Origin of the sequence: Psychrobacter lutiphocae DSM 21542, assembly GCF_000382145.1 — a bacterium.
GTDB classification, from domain to species: Bacteria; Pseudomonadota; Gammaproteobacteria; order Pseudomonadales; family Moraxellaceae; genus Psychrobacter; species Psychrobacter lutiphocae.
In genome coordinates this window covers 1-20,243 of the sequence record NZ_KB907642.1, presented here as the reverse complement: position 1 = coordinate 20,243, position 20,243 = coordinate 1, and the positions used below count along the sequence as shown (strand labels likewise).

The 20,243-nt window shown below is 42.9% G+C and carries 19 protein-coding genes; 11 read left to right on the top strand and 8 right to left on the bottom strand.

Annotated features, from left to right (window positions below; translation table 11 throughout):
- Nucleotides 1–111 precede the first annotated feature (111 nt).
- The 4 genes from ispZ (at nucleotide 112) to mnmC (ending at nucleotide 4,036) form a co-directional block, all read left to right on the top strand.
- Nucleotides 112–669 (top strand): septation protein IspZ, encoded by a 558-nt coding sequence (gene ispZ / locus H140_RS0108735; protein ID WP_019673280.1) that lies wholly within the window; start codon nucleotides 112–114, stop codon nucleotides 667–669.
- A 74-nt stretch (nucleotides 670–743) separates the two neighbouring features.
- Nucleotides 744–1,034, top strand: coding sequence for a YciI family protein (locus H140_RS0108730; protein ID WP_019673279.1), 291 nt, complete (start codon nucleotides 744–746; stop codon nucleotides 1,032–1,034).
- A 51-nt stretch (nucleotides 1,035–1,085) separates the two neighbouring features.
- Nucleotides 1,086–1,631, top strand: coding sequence for a hypothetical protein (locus H140_RS16250; protein ID WP_019673278.1), 546 nt, complete (start codon nucleotides 1,086–1,088; stop codon nucleotides 1,629–1,631).
- Nucleotides 1,632–1,756: 125 nt separating this feature from the next.
- A complete protein-coding gene (gene mnmC, locus H140_RS0108720) occupies nucleotides 1,757–4,036 on the top strand; it encodes an FAD-dependent 5-carboxymethylaminomethyl-2-thiouridine(34) oxidoreductase MnmC (protein WP_019673277.1) in 2,280 nt (759 codons plus the stop codon).
- A gap of 283 nt (nucleotides 4,037–4,319) precedes the next feature.
- Here mnmC and H140_RS0108715 read toward each other — a convergent pair whose 3' ends face one another.
- From H140_RS0108715 to H140_RS15895, 3 genes are all read right to left on the bottom strand, one after another.
- Complete coding sequence (locus H140_RS0108715) at nucleotides 4,320–5,126, bottom strand: tRNA threonylcarbamoyladenosine dehydratase (protein ID WP_019673276.1); 807 nt, start codon at nucleotides 5,124–5,126, stop codon at nucleotides 4,320–4,322.
- Between the two features lie 55 nt (nucleotides 5,127–5,181).
- A complete protein-coding gene (locus H140_RS0108710) occupies nucleotides 5,182–6,084 on the bottom strand; it encodes a TatD family hydrolase (RefSeq protein WP_019673275.1) in 903 nt (300 codons plus the stop codon).
- A 78-nt stretch (nucleotides 6,085–6,162) separates the two neighbouring features.
- Entirely contained in the window at nucleotides 6,163–6,333 is a 171-nt protein-coding gene (locus tag H140_RS15895; protein ID WP_019673274.1) for a hypothetical protein, read from the bottom strand.
- 180 nt (nucleotides 6,334–6,513) lie between these two features.
- On the opposite strand from H140_RS15895, the gene H140_RS0108700 reads away from it, so the two are divergent.
- Nucleotides 6,514–7,953, top strand: coding sequence for a pyridoxal phosphate-dependent decarboxylase family protein (locus H140_RS0108700; RefSeq protein ID WP_019673273.1), 1,440 nt, complete (start codon nucleotides 6,514–6,516; stop codon nucleotides 7,951–7,953).
- A gap of 160 nt (nucleotides 7,954–8,113) precedes the next feature.
- On the opposite strand, the gene ssb is transcribed toward H140_RS0108700, so the two are convergent.
- Entirely contained in the window at nucleotides 8,114–8,707 is a 594-nt protein-coding gene (ssb, locus tag H140_RS0108695) for a single-stranded DNA-binding protein (RefSeq protein ID WP_019673272.1), read from the bottom strand.
- Between the two features lie 221 nt (nucleotides 8,708–8,928).
- Nucleotides 8,929–10,293 (bottom strand): MFS transporter, encoded by a 1,365-nt coding sequence (locus H140_RS0108690; RefSeq protein WP_019673271.1) that lies wholly within the window; start codon nucleotides 10,291–10,293, stop codon nucleotides 8,929–8,931.
- A gap of 315 nt (nucleotides 10,294–10,608) precedes the next feature.
- Here H140_RS0108690 and uvrA point away from each other — a divergent pair, with 315 nt between their 5' ends.
- Nucleotides 10,609–13,587 (top strand): excinuclease ABC subunit UvrA, encoded by a 2,979-nt coding sequence (gene uvrA, locus H140_RS0108685; protein WP_019673270.1) that lies wholly within the window; start codon nucleotides 10,609–10,611, stop codon nucleotides 13,585–13,587.
- A 121-nt stretch (nucleotides 13,588–13,708) separates the two neighbouring features.
- A complete protein-coding gene (locus H140_RS0108680) occupies nucleotides 13,709–15,010 on the top strand; it encodes an IS4 family transposase (RefSeq protein WP_019673269.1) in 1,302 nt (433 codons plus the stop codon).
- 170 nt (nucleotides 15,011–15,180) lie between these two features.
- Here H140_RS0108680 and H140_RS15890 read toward each other — a convergent pair whose 3' ends face one another.
- The 3 genes from H140_RS15890 to H140_RS0108665 all read right to left on the bottom strand — a co-directional run bounded on the left by H140_RS15890 (nucleotide 15,181) and on the right by H140_RS0108665 (nucleotide 16,120).
- Nucleotides 15,181–15,354 (bottom strand): hypothetical protein, encoded by a 174-nt coding sequence (locus H140_RS15890; RefSeq protein WP_019673268.1) that lies wholly within the window; start codon nucleotides 15,352–15,354, stop codon nucleotides 15,181–15,183.
- 50 nt (nucleotides 15,355–15,404) lie between these two features.
- The gene (locus tag H140_RS16125; protein WP_019673267.1) at nucleotides 15,405–15,806 is read right to left on the bottom strand and encodes a hypothetical protein; all 402 of its coding nucleotides are present in this window, start codon (nucleotides 15,804–15,806) and stop codon (nucleotides 15,405–15,407) included.
- 149 nt (nucleotides 15,807–15,955) lie between these two features.
- Complete coding sequence (locus H140_RS0108665; protein ID WP_228127167.1) at nucleotides 15,956–16,120, bottom strand: type II toxin-antitoxin system HicA family toxin; 165 nt, start codon at nucleotides 16,118–16,120, stop codon at nucleotides 15,956–15,958.
- Between the two features lie 622 nt (nucleotides 16,121–16,742).
- On the opposite strand from H140_RS0108665, the gene H140_RS0108655 reads away from it, so the two are divergent.
- The 4 genes from H140_RS0108655 to H140_RS0108645 form a co-directional block, all read left to right on the top strand.
- The gene (locus H140_RS0108655) at nucleotides 16,743–18,425 is read left to right on the top strand and encodes a hypothetical protein (protein ID WP_019673265.1); all 1,683 of its coding nucleotides are present in this window, start codon (nucleotides 16,743–16,745) and stop codon (nucleotides 18,423–18,425) included.
- Between the two features lie 224 nt (nucleotides 18,426–18,649).
- Complete coding sequence (locus H140_RS14320; RefSeq protein ID WP_019673264.1) at nucleotides 18,650–19,558, top strand: NAD(P)-binding domain-containing protein; 909 nt, start codon at nucleotides 18,650–18,652, stop codon at nucleotides 19,556–19,558.
- A gap of 74 nt (nucleotides 19,559–19,632) precedes the next feature.
- A complete protein-coding gene (locus H140_RS14315) occupies nucleotides 19,633–19,929 on the top strand; it encodes a hypothetical protein (RefSeq protein ID WP_019673263.1) in 297 nt (98 codons plus the stop codon).
- A gap of 104 nt (nucleotides 19,930–20,033) precedes the next feature.
- A partial coding sequence (locus tag H140_RS0108645) for a helix-turn-helix domain-containing protein (protein WP_019673262.1) occupies nucleotides 20,034–20,243 on the top strand: 210 nt, incomplete at its 3' end.

Genomic DNA, 20,243 nt, shown 5'->3' with positions numbered 1-20,243 from the left:
TGTCGTCAATTCTATCAAAACAGCGACCTTGGCTTTTTTTTAAGGCTAAGGGCGTGTAAACTATCGACTTTAGTAGTCTCCTACCTCTTTTAATTTATTATTGTGATTTCTATGAAAGCATTGCTAGATTTAGTTCCGTTAGTTGCCTTTTTTATTGTGGCCAAAACTCAAGGTATTTTGGCCGGTGCTGGCGCTATTTTGATTGCTACGGTGGCGGTAGCAGCGGTACATATGGTGACCCAAAAAGGCAAACTGACCAAACAACAAGCCGTTACCTTGGTGTTAACTGTCTTGTTCTGTGGGTTAACCTTATTATTCCATGATGATATTTATTTAAAATGGAAATCCACCGTCATCAATGGGGTATTTGCTATTGCGCTCTTGATTAGCGTTGGCCTTGGTAAACCTTTATTAGAAATGGGGATGAAAAGCATATTCAAACTAACCCCAGCAGGTTGGAACAAACTAACCTATGCTTGGACCGGTTACTTTATCTTTATGGCCATCTTGCAGTACTATTTTGCGTTTCACACCAGCGAAGAAACGTGGGTGAACTTTAAAACTTGGGGCTGGATTCCAGTGATGTTGATCTTCTTAATCGGTCAGTTTGTGGTGTTAAAAAATCACATGAATCCTGAGATTGCCGACGAAAACACGCGAAAAAAATAGCACCTTCTAGGGCGTGTCCTTATTATCTCACTTATTCCTTTATCTTACCCCTTTATCTTACTCTGGAGTATTCGATGCCTGCTTTTATGATTGTTGGACATGAGGTTGCCAACCCCACTGAACTTAGACAACAAACCCGCCCTGAGCACGTCGCCCGTTTAAAACAACTGGCGGCAGAAGGACGAATTATTGTTGCTGGCCCAACCCCAATTGAACATGGCGCTGATGCCATGTCAGGCAGCTTGATTGTGGCAGAATTTGATAACCTGCAAGCAGCGCAAGACTGGGCCAATGAAGAGCCTTTTTTAAAAGCTGGTATTTATAGCCATGTCGATATTCGCCCCTTTGTCCAAGTATTGCCCTAAGCTAAAAAATTTGAAAACCACGCCAACTTTCTGATTCTGGAATCCCTCACCATGCCTGCAACTCGCTTGCCTTGCACCGCTCAATCTACTCATAGCGCACCAGCTGCCGCTAAGACTTTCGCTACGAAAGCCTCAACTTTTGCCGCCAAACCCTTAGCTGCTCTGCTACTTCTGGCTTGCACCACAACCTTGATACCAATGACGGCTATGGCTGTCACCGAGACCTATGTAGCTGCTTCAGACCCACAAGTAGCACCAGCTGCTGCCAGCCCCTTTAACCAAACTGACGATACCAATAATAACGGTGCTGCTAACCCTGAAGCCCCTGCTGATATGCCCAATGCGCTAGACAATCCAGACAGTCTTGCTAGCAATATGCAACCTAGTGATGCGGACCTATCTGCCGCCAATCAAGAATTATTGAGTCGTAATGCACAGTTACAGCGTGATGTTAATGACCTGGAAACCCAAGTCAATGTCTTAATTAATGAGCGCAGTGGGCAACTGTTTATGTATGGTGCGGTAACCGTTGCTGTGTCTTTTATTCTGGGCTTGGTGTTGGGTGGCTTTATTTTTAGTCGCCGTGAGCGCTGGTAGGTGTAGCACTATGGCTAAAAGGTAGTACTATGGCTAAGAGATAGTACTATGGCTAAGAGATAGTACTATGGCTAAGAGATAGTAGTAGGTTGTTGTTGATTAATTGTGAGTTGGAGAGTAAGAATATGACAAAAAAAATGCAACCTTCAGCAACCAAAACACAGGTAATCACCCCTGCAAGCCTGTCATGGCGTGCCGACGAACAAGGACATTTGGTACCTGTCTCTGATCTGTTCGGTGATGTCTACTATTCTTTGGTCGATGGTTTGGCAGAGTCACGTTATGTGTTTGTTGAACAAAATAACCTGCCAGCCCGCTTTGAGCAGCTGTTTCAACAGGCTCTATACAGTTCTAACGCTCTATACAGTTCTAACGCTCTACACAGCTCTAACGCTCTACACAGCTCTAACGCTCTACACAGTTCTAATAAAGACAATAATCACAACCAAGATCAGCCACGGCTCATAGCCAGTCGTAACAAATCACACTTTACCATTGCCGAATTGGGCTTTGGTACAGGGTTAAACGTATTGGTAACTTGGCAATTGTGGCGCCAAACTCAGCAGCAGTTTGCTCAGCAAGCATCTGAACAGCAAGCATTTGCACAACAGATAAACACCACACCAACCCCGCATCTACATTTAATTAGTACCGAAAAGTTTCCACTGACTCATGAAGATCTGAGTCGCAGCCTCGCCAGCTGGCAACAAGTGGACAATAGCCTAACGCCTTATATCGAACAACTCTTGGCACTGTATCCTACTCTAATCGCTGGCTGTCATCGCCTGCACTTGGCAGCAGATGTGACCTTAGACTTGTGGCTTGGTGATGCTGCGAACAGCTTACAGCAGCTTGCGACAAGTCCCATACACCCCGACTCTCCATCACAGCATCAGCCTTATATTGACGCTTGGTATCTTGATGGCTTTGCACCATCTTGCAATGAATCATTATGGGCACAGCAAGTCTTTGCCCAAATCGCACGTTTGTCTACCACTGGTACCACAGCAGCGACTTTTAGCAGTGCTGGCGTGGTCAGAAGAGGGTTGGCTGACGTAGGATTTAGCGTCAATAAAGTGAAAGGCTTTGGGCGTAAACGAGAAATGGTTACTGCCGTCGTTAATCAACCTGATCCACAACAGCTGTCTGTATCAGAGTTAGAGAGCCAACAAGCAGAAAGCCAACCCAATAACCATAAAAACGACTATCAACAAGTCGCCGTCATCGGTGCAGGTGTTTCTGGGCTTATGGCAGCATGGAGTTTGGCGCAACATGGGTTGCAAGTTACCTTACTCGATAAAGCTGCCCCACTCTCAGGCGCTTCTGGCAATCCACGAGCGCTGTTAGCACCGAAGATGACACCGCTAGCGCATGTGGCAGAGCACTTACATAGCATCGGCTATCTATACAGCCAGCGCTTGTATCGACAGCTCGACAGTGCGACTGTGACTGCAAATGACCCCATATTTAGTGCGGTGGGCACCTTAGATTTGCTGACCAAAGCCAATGTCAGTATCGAACAAATTGCTGATTATCCACAGCAAATGGCCACTACTTTAAGCCATAAAGATGCACAGCAACTAAGCGGATTAGTCCATCAAGACTTGCAACATAACCTATACTTACCGCAAGCAGGACTGCTCAATCCACGTGCGCTGGCCGATAAGGTATTAAGCCATCCCAATATTGATTTTGTGCAAGCAAATGTAGATCAGATAACACCAATTTCCACTCATCCTGATCAAACAGTTGCGGACAAAGTGCAGCTTACTTGTGGTGAGCACACACCACTAACAGCGGATGCAGTGATTATTGCGGCCGCCTTTGCCAGTAAAGCGCTAGATGAGCGTATTTTTGAGTTCCGTAAAATTCGTGGTCAGTTGTCTTGGTTTGAGCCGACTGCCGAACAGCTAGAGCGTTTACCAAAACTGCCGCTAAAATATGGCGGTTATTGCGCCCAATTTGTGCCAACTGCGGGCGATGAGCGTGTCAACCCAGTGCATCCAGAGAAGCCAACCTTTTTGTTGGGTGCCAGCTTTGTGCGCAATCAGACAGAGACGGACATTCGTGACTCTGAACACCAAGTCAATCATGACAAGCTAATCACTGCCCTTCCAGAGCTTGCAGAGGTGTTGGCTGACAGTTCGCTTAAGGGTTGGGATGGTTGGCAGGCACGAGTTGGTATTCGTGCGCAAACCCCTGACTACCATCCTTTGGTGGGGTCGGTCGATGAAGACGGTTTGATTTGGACGCTAAGTGGGATGGGCTCTAAGGGCTATGCTTTTGCGCCAATTTGTGCTGAAGTATTGGCAGATATGATGACAGGTCGCTTTTGTGCGTTGCCTAGCATTTTAATCGATAGAGTGTCGGTACAGCGTAAGGTGTTACAAAAGCCGTTGCCTTAAAGAGGTCGAGGTCAAGACGTAAAGCGTTTAAGACGTAAAATGTTAACAAGTCCCACTTACTCCTTACCTGATACCTTACAAAAAAGGCCTGAGGTTTTGCGTCATCAAAAGTCAATGTGTCATCAAAAAGCAAAACATGGCGCTTGTCGCCGAGGGACGAGGCGCGCGCCACTGTGGATAGAAATACGGAATGTGAAGACGCATATTTGGTCGGTGGTAATATTCCAGATGTTGAGGCTAGCTTTTTTTTGCTTTTGCTTTTTTGTTGTTTTTTTGGGTGTGGTCAGCTGTTGCTCAGTAGCGCTAGTGTTTCGCTGACCATGACCATGCCGACCACTGAGGTGACCGCCACAGCTGAGCCATAGCCACCGCAGTGTAAACCGCCTGTTTGAACACTGCCGTCCGCTGATTTGTTTACGATGGGTGGTTGGGTGGAATAGACGCATTTGATGCCAAATTTTTGTTTTAACTGCGTGTTGATGCCATGCTCGTGACGTAGCTTTGTGCGTAGTCGTGCCAGCAAGGGGTCTTGGTAGGTGTCTTTGAGGTCGCTGACTGTAATCTGTGATGGGTCGGTCTTACCGCCTGCTCCACCAGCACAAATCAGTTTTAGCTTGTTAAAACGGCAATGTAATGCAATCGCTAGCTTCGCTGACATATCATCGGTGCAGTCTAATATAATCGTGGCTTCACCGTCAGCTTGTCTTTGTTTTGCTAGTGTACGACTGGGTAATAAGTCGGCCACATTGTCTGTGGTCAAAAAGTCATCGACCAAGGTTAGCTGAGCTTTGGGGTTGATTTGGCGGATGCGCTTGGCCATTTCTTCAATTTTACTGTTGCCAAAACTGCTATCTAGCGCAGGCAATTGACGGTTGACATTGGATGCGACCAATACATCCATATCAATCAAGGTCAATTTACCAATGGCTGTGCGAGCCAGCCCTTCGGCAACCCAAGTACCTACACCACCAACACCGATGACGATGACATGGGCGTTTTCAAAGTTATGAAAGCTGTGTTCTCCATATAAGGTCTTTGTGCCCTTAAAACGGCGGTCGTATTGGGTGTTGTCAACAGAAGATGTGGTCATAACGGCATACTTATCGATAGGTTTGAAAAAATGAGTCAAAAATTGAAAAAGTTTATTATACAGGATATGCCCAATCAACTTTTAATGCTTCGCAACTGTTTTGCCAGACTTGCTTGGCTAGTTTGGACGTCTCTACTTCAAGTAGCTCACTGAGGCTATCTAATACAGCAGGCAAGTTGGCAGGCACATTGCGAGTCGGCGTCTGTCCTTGCTGGTAACACACTGGCGTCATATCAGGGCAGTCGGTTTCAAGTACCAAGCACTCTAATCCATAAGCGTCAACTGCGGTGCAAATGGCACGGCGTAGTTTTTTGGCATTGGGATTGGTCACTTGTCCTGTTACGCCAAGCTTAAAGCCAAGTTTGACAAAGGCTTTGGCTTCTTGCTCACCGCCACTAAAGCTGTGTGCGATGCCACCAAGTTGATGTGCGTCATACTTATGTTGCTTGAGTATCGCCAAGGACTCGGCGTGGGCTTTGCGAATATGCAATAGTACGGGTAGCTGATGCTCGACTGCCATGTCCAATTGCGCTTGAAAAAACTGTGTCTGCTTTGCCAGCGACTCTTTGGTTTTTAGGTCAGCTGTAAACGTATCTAAGCCTATTTCGCCGATTGCCAGATGCGGATGTCGTTGCAAAAACTGCTGTAACTGCTCTAAATCTGCTTCCGTATGTTGAGCGATATAAGCAGGATGCAGGCCCGAAGCAAGGTGTGCTTTGGGGACTGACAAGCCGTTTTTTGACTGCTCAGCCAACTGTTGCTTGGTCAACCGCATTCGGTCAAAGTATTTTGCCAGATAACCTATTAACAATAAGTGACGTAAGCCTAAGTCGTAAGCACAAGTGGCCAAGTCAATTCTATCATTATCAAAGACAAAATCATCAAAGTGCGTATGGGTGTCGATTAATGGATAGTATGCGTTGTGTCCTATCCTCTGATTATTTTGACCATTAGCCATAATATACTATCATTACCTCAAGATATTAAAAAAGTGTGTGATTATTACTCTTTAACCCACCGTACCGCCTTTATTATCCTATTGCTCAGACTGTGTTTTAGGCGCTTTGGAGAACTGAGATGATTTAGAAACTGGCTTGCGGTCAGCCCCATTATCAACTTGACGCTGTGACTGGCGACTACTGCGTCTAGGAATAAGCAATAGTGCCAATCCCACCACACTTAACTTTACCAGTTTTGAATAACGCATAACTACTCCTGTATCATAAATATACAACAACAACACATAACAAAAGCCAAAAACTAATACGTTATAATTTTACCTCTATCTAAGGCGTGTTTTTTTTATTTGCACCCTGTCATTTTGATAGGTTGAAAATAAAAAACATACCCTAATAACTGTACACAACAAAAATAAGGGCGAATAATTATGACAAAAACGAACCATGACTTTACGTTGTTTCAATGGGGAGAAGCAGAAAAAACCCTTCAAAAAATCATGCCTATCATGGTAGAAGAACAAATGAATGTGGCGAACATTGACATTATCAATCCGTTACCAGAAGACAAACAGCAAGATATCAAAGACATCCCTTTTTTGGAAGAACCTCGCTCCGCTGATGAGGTTATACAAGATATGCGTGACTTGGTATATAAGTACCGCACGATGCAAAATAACCCAAAATTCTTCTCATTTATTCCACTTGCGTTATCACCAATATCAGTAGTCGGTGAGACGATTAATGCCTTTTACTCACCTTATGGTGGTAGCCACACTCTAAGCCAAGGTATGGCAGTCGCTGAAAAAAGACTACTTAACTGGATGGGTAAGCAAGTCGGCTATCCAGTCAAAGAGCTTGGTGGCTTATTTGTGTCTGGTGGCTCTATGGCCAACTTAACTGCCTCTATTGTTGCTCGTGATGAAAAACTAAAAGACACCGAACTCTACAAAGGGACAGTTTATGTGTCAGACCAAACCCACTCTTCCGTTGCTAAAGGCATCCGAGTGATGGGGATCCCAAATGCCAACATTCGTAAAGTAAAAACCAATGAGCGCTTTCAGATTATCCCAGAAGACCTCAAAAGACAAATCGAACAAGACAAAAAAGACGGTTATATTCCTTTTTTAATCGTTGGTACCGCTGGTACAACTAATACGGGAACCATAGATCCACTACATCAGCTAGCAGATATCAGTGAAGCGTATGATATGTGGCTACATATTGATGGGGCGTATGGTGCTAGTGCATTGCTCTCCTCTCATCGTGAGTTGTTAGATGGTATTGAGCGTAGTGACTCCATCAGCTGGGATGGACATAAGTGGCTATTCCAGTCTTATGGCTGTGCCGTCGTCATTTGTAAAGACCGTCAGGCCATGGCTCGTACCTTTAATGAGAACCCAGAATACTTAACAGACATTAAGTCTGACGACTCTAATATTAACTTTTGGGATATGGGTATTGAGCTCACTGCTCCAGCTCGTGGGATGCGCTTATGGTACACCTTACAGCGTGTCGGACTAAAAGAGATGCGCCGTGCAATAGATGTCGGGTTTGACAATGCGGCGTACTTTGAGACGCTATTTAAGCAAGAAGATTATTTTGAGATCGTCTCTCCTGCCCAGCTCAGTATCGTTAATATACGCTATACTGATAAGCATCATAGCGAAGAAGAACTGAATCAAATCAACCATAAGCTTTCTGAGATGGCAACTGAGCGTAATGATGCCATTTACTACACCACCACTTTAAATGGAAAAACGGTATTAAGGTTTTGTACCATTAACCCACTACTTACCAAAGAAGGGGTGGAAGATGTGGTAGCAAACCTTAAAAAGGATATTGCCGCTTTAGGGTTGGTTAAGCTTTAGGGTTCCCCACAGCCTACCCAAAGAGTTGAGACTGGGGTAAATCTTGCTTTTGTACTTACACCGTAAATTATGCTAGCACGGCAAAGACCCCGCTATTTGGCGGGGTCTTTATAGTTCTAGGTTCTAGGTTCTAGGTAATTAGTAATAGATAAAGCATCTTTTAAAACGGAATATCATCATCCTTAGGCGTATCTGTCATGCCACCTGCTGGCACTGACGTTTGATTATTGAACGCTGGGGCTTGTGGTTGCTGTGGTTGTTGAGCTGGTGAGTTTTGGGCAAAAGTATTTTGGTTTGGCGTATTCGCAGATGCTGCCATGCCACCTTGTGGTGCACCTTGACCACCATAGCTGCCTGGCTGACCTTGAAGTCCGCCCTGATTTTGTTGATGGAAGCTACCTGGCGCATTTTGATTGCTACCAACACTGTCTAACATCTGCATTTGATCCGCACGAATTTCAGTGATGTAACGATCTTGACCGTTTTGATCTTGCCACTTGCGAGTACGTAGGCTACCTTCAATGTATACCTTGCTGCCTTTGCGCAAGTACTGAGCGGCAATCTCGCCCAAACGATTGAATAACACAATACGATGCCACTCTGTCGCTTCACGCTTTTCGCCAGTCTGCTTGTCTGTCCACTGCTCTGAGGTGGCTACCGAGATATTTGTTACGCTACCACCGTTACTAAATTGACGGCTCTCAGGATCAGCTCCTAAGTTACCAACAATAATGACCTTATTAACTCCACGCATAAGATTTCCTTTTTATGTTATAAAAATTGTATATGACTATTGTATATGACTAAGGCATGCCCTAGGGCACCTAATACTTCACTCGCAACTCTTGGTGTAGGCTATGGCTTTAGCTTGGCATTTTTACAAACAAGTATATTTAGCTGGGCTATCAGCCGAAGCCTACATCGAATCTTTATGAGTTAAGGGTGGGGTACTTAATCACTTTACCTAGTTTTTGATTAAATATCTAGCTTAGTTTCTGTCAGCTGCGACAGCAATTGTCGTGAATTTTTGGTAAGCATTAATTTGTTAAGCTTCAAATAAGCCACGCCATCTTTTGGCATCACCACCACCTCATCTACCCCTTCAAGACTCATGACTTGCTGTGACCAGTCTTGAATGTCCGCCTGCTCAGGAATGGCTAAGGTGGTGCTGGTCAAATAAGGGGGCTGCGTAATCGGCAAAATAAACCCTAATGCCAGCGCCATGATACCCGCAAGCACACCCCACGATAGCATGGATGTATGGTTTAACAAAATACCACCTAAGGCACCGCCAAAAAATGCGCCCAAAAACTGACTCGATGAGTTAAGACCCATTGCTGTGGCTTTATTGGCAACAGGGGCTTTTTTGGATATCCAAGAAGGAATGGTCGCCTCTAATAAGTTAAAGCCAATAAAATACAACCCCAATCCCACAACTAAACCAATGCCATATTCGCTGCCCACTATCAAACTGAGTAGTGCCGCCACCATTAAGGCAACCGCTGCTAAAAATACTTGACGCATTTTTTGCTTCTTTTCGGCAATAATGATAAACGGAATGGCGATGGCAAATCCAATAAATAACAAGGGTAAATAGACCATACCCTGCTGACGCACCGTTAATCCTAATACCTCAGAAAGCTGCTGAGGTACGATGACAAAGATGGCGGTCAGGGTTAGATGCAGTGCAAATATACCGATATGTAAGCGATTTAGGTCACTGATGCGTAAGATGTATTTTAGCTGCTGTCCTATCGACTGGTTGGCTAGGTTGTGCTTCAAGACTCGCAACGGGGTAGGCACCAGCATAAGTAATAGCATGGCTGCTAGAGCAAAGGCGGCGGTCAACCAAAACAACCCTGACATACCAAGACTGGCGACCATCATAGGCCCTAACGCAAACGACAGCATAATCGAGGTGGCAATGGTTAATCCCATCATCGCCATCGCTTTGGTGCGGACTTGCTCACGAGTCACATCCGCTAGCAGTGCCATTAATACCGCAGAGACGGCACCACTGCCTGCCAGCGCACGCCCAATAATCACTTGATAAATACTATCTGCCGTTGCTGCCACTACGCCACCGAGTGCGAATAATAATAATCCCAAAAAAATCATCGGTTTACGAGGGAATTTGTCAGCAGCGAGGCTCATGGGTATCTGAAAAATAGCCTGCCCCAATCCATACACACCAATCGCCAAACCTATCAAAAACGGGGTGGCATGAGCATAATCATGACCATAAACGGAAAATACGGGCACAATCATAAATAGCCCGATCATGCGCAGTGCAAAAATACCACCAATACCTGCTATGGCGCGTTTTTCAATACCATTCATAGTGTTCCTTGTTCGCAAGATTTTGCCTATTATAATAGATTGAGCAGGTTTATGCGCTTAGCTTTTGCTTTTCGCTGAGGGACGAAGCGCGCGCCACTGTGGATAAAAACTTGGGAGGTGAAGACGCATATTTTGTAGGGTGGTAGTATTCCAGATGTTGAGGCTAGTTTTTTGTTGTTTTTGTTTGTTAGAGATTGTTGGTTTGGTTCTCATTCGCCTCTTGAATTTTGGGAAATTAAGACCCATAAACAGGATGACTGACAGATTTTTTTGTTTTTATTTTATCTCATCTATCGCATAGGTTTTGTACTGTATATGGCACATGAACACATCAAGATTCGCGGTGCTCGCACCCATAATTTGAAAAATATTGACCTAGATATTCCACGTGATAAGTTCGTGGTTATTACTGGTTTATCAGGCTCAGGTAAGTCATCATTGGCGTTTGATACCTTGTATGCTGAAGGTCAACGTCGCTATGTGGAAAGCTTGTCGGCGTATGCTCGTCAGTTTTTGTCACAGATGGATAAGCCGGAGGTCGATAGTATTGAAGGTTTGTCGCCTGCGATTGCCATTGAACAAAAGTCGACCAACCACAACCCACGCTCAACAGTGGGCACTATTACCGAGATTTATGACTATCTGCGCCTGCTGTATGCACGTGTTGGTACGCCATATTGCCCTGTTCATAATGAGCCGATGGTGGCACAAACCATTACCGAAATGGTCGATGAAATCATGGCGTTGCCAGAAGGCACTAAGCTGATGATCTTGGCGCCTGTGATTCGTGATCGCAAAGGTGAGCATGTGGTGTTACTTGAGCAGCTGGTCGGGCAAGGCTTTGTACGGGTGCGTATCGATGGTCATGTGTATGATATGGACGAGATACCGACACTGGAGAAGAATAAAAAACATACCATTGAGGTGGTGGTTGACCGCTTCAAGGTGCGTGATGACTTAGGTAACCGAGTTGCTGAAAGTTTGGAAACTGCCCTACGCTTAGGCAGTGACTTGGCTATTTTGCATTATATGGATGGCAATCCAAACCCAGATGCGTCGAATAAAGACAGTGATGATCAAATATTATCCGCCAAGCACTCATGCCCGATCTGTGATAGAGCGGTGTCAGAGCTTGAACCACGTCTGTTTAGTTTTAACAATCCGTATGGGGCGTGTCCTGCCTGTGATGGTCTGGGTAAGCGTCAATACTTCTCTGCTGAAAAGCTGATAACCAATCCTGAAAAATCACTAAATCAAGGGGCGATAAATGGTTGGGACAGACGCCATGCCTACTACTTTGGTTTATTGACAACAGTTGCTAAGCATTACGCTATCGATATGGATATACCTTGGCAAGAGATTGACAAAAAACATCGTGATATTATTTTAAATGGCTCGGGTAAAGAAAAAATCCAATTTAACTTCACCGATGAGCGTGGACGTAAAACTAAAAAGACCACCCCATTTGAGGGTATCCTGCCCTATCTTGAGCGCCGTTATGCCAAGACCCAAAGCAACTATGTGCGTGATGAGCTTGCCAAATATCTGGCAGATACTACCTGTAACGTCTGTGACGGTGCTCGTCTCAATGAGATTGCCCGTAACGTACGTGTCGATGGCAAAGGCATTGCTGATATCGTGCAAATGTCAATTGGGGATGCTGCCGACTATTATAAAGACTTACAAATGAGTGGCGCTAAAGGTGAAATCAGTGAAAAGATTTTTAAGGAAATCAACGAGCGTCTTAATTTCTTAGTCAGTGTCGGTCTTGATTACTTAAACCTTGCCCGCTCTGCCGAAACCTTATCAGGCGGTGAAGCCCAGCGTATCCGTCTTGCCAGCCAAATCGGTGCAGGGCTTATGGGCGTGATGTATGTACTTGATGAGCCGTCAATTGGTCTGCATCAACGTGATAATGATAGATTACTCCAAACCCTAACTCGCCTGCGTGACTTGGGTAATACGGTGCTCGTGGTTGAGCACGATGAAGATGCGATTCGTCAGGCTGACCACGTAATTGATATCGGTGTTGGTGCTGGCGTGCATGGCGGTCACGTGATTGCGCAAGGTACGATGCAAGATATTATGAAGGTTGAGGAGTCTTTGACTGGTCAATACCTGTCTGGCAAAAGAGAAATTGCCATTCCAAAGACCCGTCATAAAGCCAAAACCATCGACCTGAATAATCCGCCTGAAAAAGTACGTATTATGCCGATGGGTAAAGCCAAAGCTGCTGCCGCGAAGAAGGCCGCAAAAAACGCTAAGCCCAAACCCAAAAAGATTGTGCCAATGCAGATTGAGCTTAAAGGCGCCAATGGCAATAACCTTCAAGATGTCGACTTAACCCTACCTATTGGGACTTTTACTTGTATCACAGGGGTGTCTGGATCTGGTAAATCTACCTTGATTAACCGCACCTTGATGCCATTGGCAGCGACTCAGCTCAATAATGCGTCAACCCTAATCCCTGACAAATATGACAGCATCACAGGGCTTGAATACTTAGACAAAATGGTTGATATCGACCAAAGCCCGATTGGCCGTACCCCACGCTCAAACCCTGCGACATACACAGGCGTATTCACCCCAATCCGTGATTTGTTCTCACAAACACCAGAGGCAAAAGCCCGTGGTTACAAGGCGGGTCGCTTTAGCTTTAACGTCAAAGGCGGTCGCTGTGAGACCTGTCAAGGTGATGGCCTGATTAAGGTTGAGATGCACTTCTTACCCGATATGTACGTGCCTTGTGACAGCTGTCATGGCAAGCGCTATAACCGTGAGACCCTTGAGATTCACTACAAAGGCAAGAGCATTGCCGATGTACTCGACATGACGGTAGAAGACGCCACTGAGTTTTTCTCTGCCATTCCTCCGATTCATCGTCGCCTGCAAGCCTTGATGGATGTGGGCTTAAGCTATATTCGCCTAGGTCAGTCTGCGCCTACCCTATCTGGTGGTGAAGCTCAGCGTGTCAAGCTGGCTCGTGAGCTTGCCAAGCGTGATACTGGTCAGACGCTGTATATCTTGGATGAGCCGACCACAGGTCTTCATTTCCATGATATCTACAAACTACTCAACATCCTGCATACCTTACGTGATAAGGGCAACACTATTGTGGTGATTGAGCATAACCTTGATGTGATTAAGACTGCGGACTGGATTGTTGATTTGGGACCTGAAGGTGGTAAAAACGGCGGTATGATTATCGCTGAGGGCACGCCTGAGCAAGTGGCTGAGAATAAAGACTCGTTTACGGGTCAGTTTTTGAAGCCGATGCTGGAGAAAGCGTCGTAAACTTTTAATATGATTTTGAATTAGAAAAAGCCCCCAAATGGGGTAATGCCAGTCAGTTAAGGCAAAAACTCAATAAAAGTAATAAAATAGCCCATCTAATAAGTAGATGGGCTATTTTACTATGAGACTACAAGAAGCTATTAATGAGACGCATAAAAGGATCCCAGACACCCTAGAACAATTTAGTGAATTAATAGACCCTGACTGGATACAGCAGGCCTTAGAATATACCGGCAAAGCGAGCATTAGAAGGCGGAAGCTACCTGCCGAACACGTTGTTTGGCTAGTCATAGGTACAGCCTTATATCGAAACCGTTCCATCTGGTATATCACAGAGCAAATGCGGCTTAATCTAGATTCACAGGCCTGCGTACCCAGTGCTGTGGTACAAGCAAGACAACGCCTCGGGCATGAACCTCTAAAGCAACTATTTCATCAACTAAGTGCTCACTACCAAACAGAATCACTAGCCCAGCAACAAGACTTCATGGGACTTAGCGTCCAAGCCGTAGATGGAGTCGTATACTCATTACCCTATACTGATGAAAACCTTCAGCACTTTAGCTCAAGCAAAGGTAGGACCAAAGAGGCGCCTTATCCACAAATGCGTTCGGTATGCCTTATCAATACTGACACACATGAGATCATTGACACAACTCTTGGAGATATGGGTCAAGGAGAAATCACCTTAGCGCGTCAGTTAAACGTTCAAGACAACAGCATTACGCTCTTTGATAGAGCCTATTTCTCAGCAGACCTACTGATTAGTTGGCAACAAGCCCATCCAAATAGCCACTGGCTGATGCGGGCTAAAGATAATCTGCGTTACAGTGTGATTAAAACCTTTAGTGAAGGGGACTACTTGATACAAATGCCAGTATCTCCTCAGGCCCAAAAGAAAAACCCAAACCTACCCGATACGTGGCAAGCTCGATTAATTGAGTGTAGTGATGAGGGTAAGACAAGACGATACATAACCTCTTTAATAGATGATAAACGCTTTACTAAGGATAAAGTGGCACAGCTGTACTTGCAGCGCTGGGAGATCGAGATGGCGTATCGAGAAATTAAGTCTGATTTACAGCAGGGGCTATTATTAAGAAGTAAGCTGCCACAGCTTGTGTTACAAGAGTTCTGGGGGCTTATGATTGCTTATAATCTAATAAGACGTTTGATGCGCTATATGGCAGTTAGAGCTAAGGTTAGCCCTCTACGAATTAGCTTTCACATGGCGTCTATTACGATTGTTGATCTGTTACGGTTTGCGCCTTTACAGGCTGCAGGTCTCTTCCCTAAATTGTTAGATGCACTTTTAGAGGAGGGGAAGTTGTTTGTTATTCCTGAACGCAGAAAGCGATCTTGCCCTAGGGTGGTTAAGGGTAAACCACAGAAGTATCCCAAAAAAAATACCAGTCAGCGTTAACTGACTGGCATTACCCAAATGGGGGCTTTTTTTATGCAAAACAGCTTAAAACACTTTAAACGAAAGTCATTTAACGTAATGTCTGTTATGCGAAACTGGGCGCTTAATAATGTTATTTAATGAATAAAATAATACGTTTTTTACGCGTACAATTAATTATGCCCATCAGACTATTTATCTAGTTCATCGAGAGCTTTTCTCGCTTTTTCGGCAGTATTATAGGATTTTTTAGCATTATGGTAATGCTTGCCTCCCTCGCCATTCTTAGCTTTAGCCCACTCTTTATCACCTTTTTGCATATTATGCTCGATTACTTTTTCATAAGTTTCTTTTGAAGCTGCCATTAGTCGACTCCTTTTATTAAATGTTAAATCTCATGTGAGATAGTTTTTTACTATTGCTTACCTTTAGTTATAGCAGTGCTGGTTGCTGCACCTCCTAAAGCCCCCGTTCCAGTTATAACAGCTGACCCACCAGCCATGCCAAGCCCACCAGAAGCTACAGAACCACCACCAAGAGCTGCTAAAGAGGCACTAGTTGCAGCAGCACCTGACAAGCTGCTAATAGCTGTTCCTGTACTAGCTGCGCCTAATAAACCTGCCCCACCAGCTGCCGTTGCTATTGCAGGAGCAGCTACAAAAGATAACCCACCTGTCGCTGCCGTAGCTATAGCCGTACTTGCAATAGGATGATCTTTAGCTGTATCAACTGCCTTACTTGCAAAAATACCTACGTCTTCTGCTATAAAGCTTAATTCATACGCTAAACCGCCAAAAACATCACCAAAAATACTCATAAAAAAACCTCCGATTATTAATTTAATTTTCATCATCTACAATGAATACTTACAAGCACTTAAGCTCACTTCATACTTTAAGTTGCGTAAAAGTAGTGATGCACTGTAAGTATAAGTATAAGAATCAAAATCAACATTTGACTTTGAATTTAAATACGAACTCCTACCAACTTTGATATCGAACGTAAGACACCAGGGCTTACCTCTTTAGAACTATGAAAAGGGATGGTTAACAGCCCCCCTATTTTGGGGTGTTTAAAGTGGTAGTGACTACCTTTAATACGATCTAAAACCCACCCTTTTTTTTCTACCATTTTAATTAACTTAGTACATTTCATTATAGACTCCTTAGTTTAGTGCTTACTAAGGATATATATGAACCTAGTCCTTAGTTGTGGATGTTTATATTCAATATTTTTATCTCCATAGATCGTTTGAGAAAGGTCTACCAATATCATTAAAGATAAAAACTGTAATTTCTTTAATAGTTTCTTTCATGTCGCACCTCAGATTATCAATTAGTCTCTTAACTCTTCCACAACCACTCGAACAGTCTCTTCTATAACAACAATAGCTATTGCCTTTAAAAATTTTTCCATATTAATAACCTTTAATTTTAAGTTGGTTTAACTGACTTGCTTGTCAGTGATTAAATATTAGCGTATCATCGCTATCTAAGTCAACAACTAATTTATACGCAAAAATATTTTTTAAAAATAACTGATTAGCATTTATATAAATATAAGGTATGATAATTTAAAATTTAATATTTTTGACTCACCTTTTATTAAAATTAATTTGATATATGTGTAATATAATCATTTTTTATATTAATAATAGTGATGCAAATTAACAATGATCTTGATATAATGGGTTGAAAATATCAGTGAAAAATTAACAAATTATTTTGTTATTAAATGTAAACAGGAGATGGCTATGCATGCTGAGAAAAGTAGTATTGATTCAATTGTAGGGTTGAACCTTGATGACTTAGAGGTTCAGGTGAACAATGTTTGGAAAATGGTTTGGGAGCAAGTATTGCTTTTAGCTCTTTATTCTCGCAGACAATATTTGGGAAAAGGGGATGGGGCTGATGCAATAAACTTTAGACAAAGAATTAAACTGATCAGCCTGATGGATGAGTTAAAGAAGAAAAAGTTATTAGGGGGTTTAGAAGATATCTATCAGACGGTTATAGATAAGGTCGAAAGCAACAGTGGTAGTAATAAGGTTTTAGAAGTACTATTTGATGATAAAGACGATCAAAAAATAATTTACGCACAGCAAAGTAAAACTAAAAAAGAAATAATTCGCGATGAAATTGAAAAAAATGGAATTGCATTCTCATCAACTACTAAAGAGATGCAGTATAGCTATTATGCTATGTACAAGTCTCTTAAGGATTTAGTAGGTTTGCTACAGCTTGCGTCAAGCTATGGCAATCCAGATGTCAAACAAGATTTTTATAACTTTATTAGATATCTCATTGAGAAGGATATGTCTGAATGGAGCTACGAGCCTCCTGAACAACTATTAACTAACAAGTCAAATCAAGAGTTAACAGACGAGCAATACATAAGACAGCACTTAGATATTCTAAAAAAATTAGTTAATACGGAAGACAGACGAAAAGAGATAATCAGTAATTTCTATGAGGAACTGATTGTTGGTAGAAAAGATGATTTTAGTGGCGAGATGATACTTGGTATAGGTGCGTGGGCTAAAAATGTCTTTAACTTTACGGCTTTAAATATAAATAAAGAAAACAAAAACACCAGTGGGTTCTATGCAATAAACGAAGATGCTTCAGATATTACTGTGACTCTTAATAAGGCACAGCTTAAAGATATTATGCATTTAGGTTTATTAAAGCCCTTATTCGATGAAATAGCGCTTAAGTCAGAATTACTGATCTCAAAGAAGGAAAATGAATATATTAAAGATATTTTTAGACATGATGCAAGTAGCGCCTTAAAAGCGATAAGTGAGTGGTATACCCAAAATAGTGTAGGCTTATTCGTGCGCTCTAACCAAATACCTAGGTTAATCGCTCACTTGCTAAGTTTCGATATAGAAAATCATAGAGGTATTTATGATACACATATTGGAGGTATTAACCTATATGATAGAGCACTAAATGGTTTTATAAATCCAAAGAAGGCAAGTGAGAAAAACTTGCAAGTCTTTCTTGTTATGAAGTACTGCTTATACCAGGGTCAGCCTTTAGGCTTTTTATATACCAACTTGTTACGCAGAGTTAATGTGAACAAGGATCTAAATACAGCTGAGCAAAGCATAAAAGTTATTCAAGATTTAAATAATATACCCTTGGAACTAGATACGAGACGTAACGCTTTGTTTGAAGAATGGGGTAACCTAGAAGCTCATCAAGGTGATGTAGATTCTGAAACTAGTTTAGATGAGAAACTATACAATCGGATGATGAATAGATTCAAAAGGACGCCTAAATATACGAATAGTAAGGGTAAGTCAGTAGATTATTTTAGTGATAAGTTGCTGGAGGAACTAGTAACAAGGCAAAAGCACCAAACAAGAGATAAGACTGTAACTTATCCGTTTAGTTCTAACTTCCCATTACCTCTGTGGGTAAAAATTTAAGTTGTAAATAAGTATTTAAATTAGGATGAAAGCTTTTATTAAAAAATAAAGGCTCTCATTCATAATGTTTGTGAGTCACAACTCTAATTTATTTTAATATAACAGTATATGTGTGCTGTACGTATGAAGAAAATACACCTGAACAGATGGGCAGAACATTAACATATCAGTATCAGCTCCTAATTCTACAAAAGAAGATACAAGTAACAAGAAAAAGGAAGACTATGACCTCAAAACCAACCACCAAAATATTCGACGTCATCATCATCGGTGGTGGTCAAGCAGGCTTGGCGGTGGGTTACTATCTAAGACGTGCCAATTTAAAACAAGCTAACCTCGACTTTATTATCCTTGACAATCAGCCTCGAAGCGGTGGCGCTTGGCAACACTTTTGGCCATCTTTACGACTGTTCTCGCCAGCCACAGTCAGTTCATTACCGGGCAAAATGATGACCGCCGTTAAAGACCAAGACAGCCCCTATCTTGATGACGTCTTAACCTATTTAGACACCTACGAAAAACATTATAAGTTACCTATCTATCGACCCTATGACGTACAAAGCGTCGAGCGTGATGATGAAAACGACTGCTTAAGAGTAAGCGATGGTAAAATTACGTGGCTTGCTAGAACAGTCGTTAGTGCCACTAGCATTTGGAGCAATCCTTATATTCCAGAGATTGAAGGACGACAAACATTCCAAGGTGAACAAATCCACTCCGCTCATTATGCAGGCATTGAAAACTATAAAGACAAACGTGTCTTGGTGGTTGGTGCGGGTAACTCAGGCGCACAGATATTTGCAGAGTTGGTACAAGTGGCAGATGCCAGTTGGGTAACACGAGAAGAACCACAATTTTTGCCCGATGATGTTGACGGTCGTGTCTTATTCGAAAGAGCCACCAAGCGTGTTCAAAACGCTAGTAGTGGCGATACTCAAGGCGAAGACAATGCACAGCAAGCGCCCAAAGGCAATATCGTGATGATGCCGCTGGTTAAAGCTGCACGAGATAAAGGCTTGCTCACTACTCAGCCTATGTTTCAGCGTTTAACTAGGGCGTGTCTTCAATTGGATTATGTGGCTAAAAATTTGATAGATTTTTGTCAAACAAGGATAATTACGCAGTTAATATAGATATATTAACTAGAAATTAGACACAGTTTGGCGGAAATATAGCTATTTTTAGTCCATAAATTATAAAGTTCCAAATGAAGACACGCCCTAAGCAAGGCGTAGTATGGCAAGATGGTACTAAGGAATCCATCGATGCGATTATTTGGTGTACTGGCTTTCATCCTGAACTTGAGCACCTAGCACCGCTGGATGTGATAGAAGATGACGGAACCATATTAAATAAGCAGGGGCAAGCGGTTAAAGAGCCTCGTTTGTGGTTATTTGGCTATGGCGATTGGGTCAGCCCTGCTTCAGCGACTATTATCGGTGCTGGGCGTAGTGCAAGGGAGAATGTGCCGGCTTTGGTAGAGTTTTTAAACGACAACGCCTAAGTGACTAGATATTCAGCTGACGACTAACAATTTTATTGCGTCTAAGTAATCGAACAGAAATACATTATAATAGCAATTTTCCATAACAGACATAAAAAGCCATCATGAAGATAAGACAAATAGAACTAACCGATGCCGAGCGTAAAGCACTAGACCACGGGTATAAACACGGAAAAACAGCCAGTTATCGAAAACGTTGTCACATTATACTGCTAAAAAGTGATGGCAGAATAGCCAAAGACATCGCACAAATAACCGACACCAACATTCAAAGCGTATACAATTGGCTCAACCGTTATGACGCCGAAGGCATA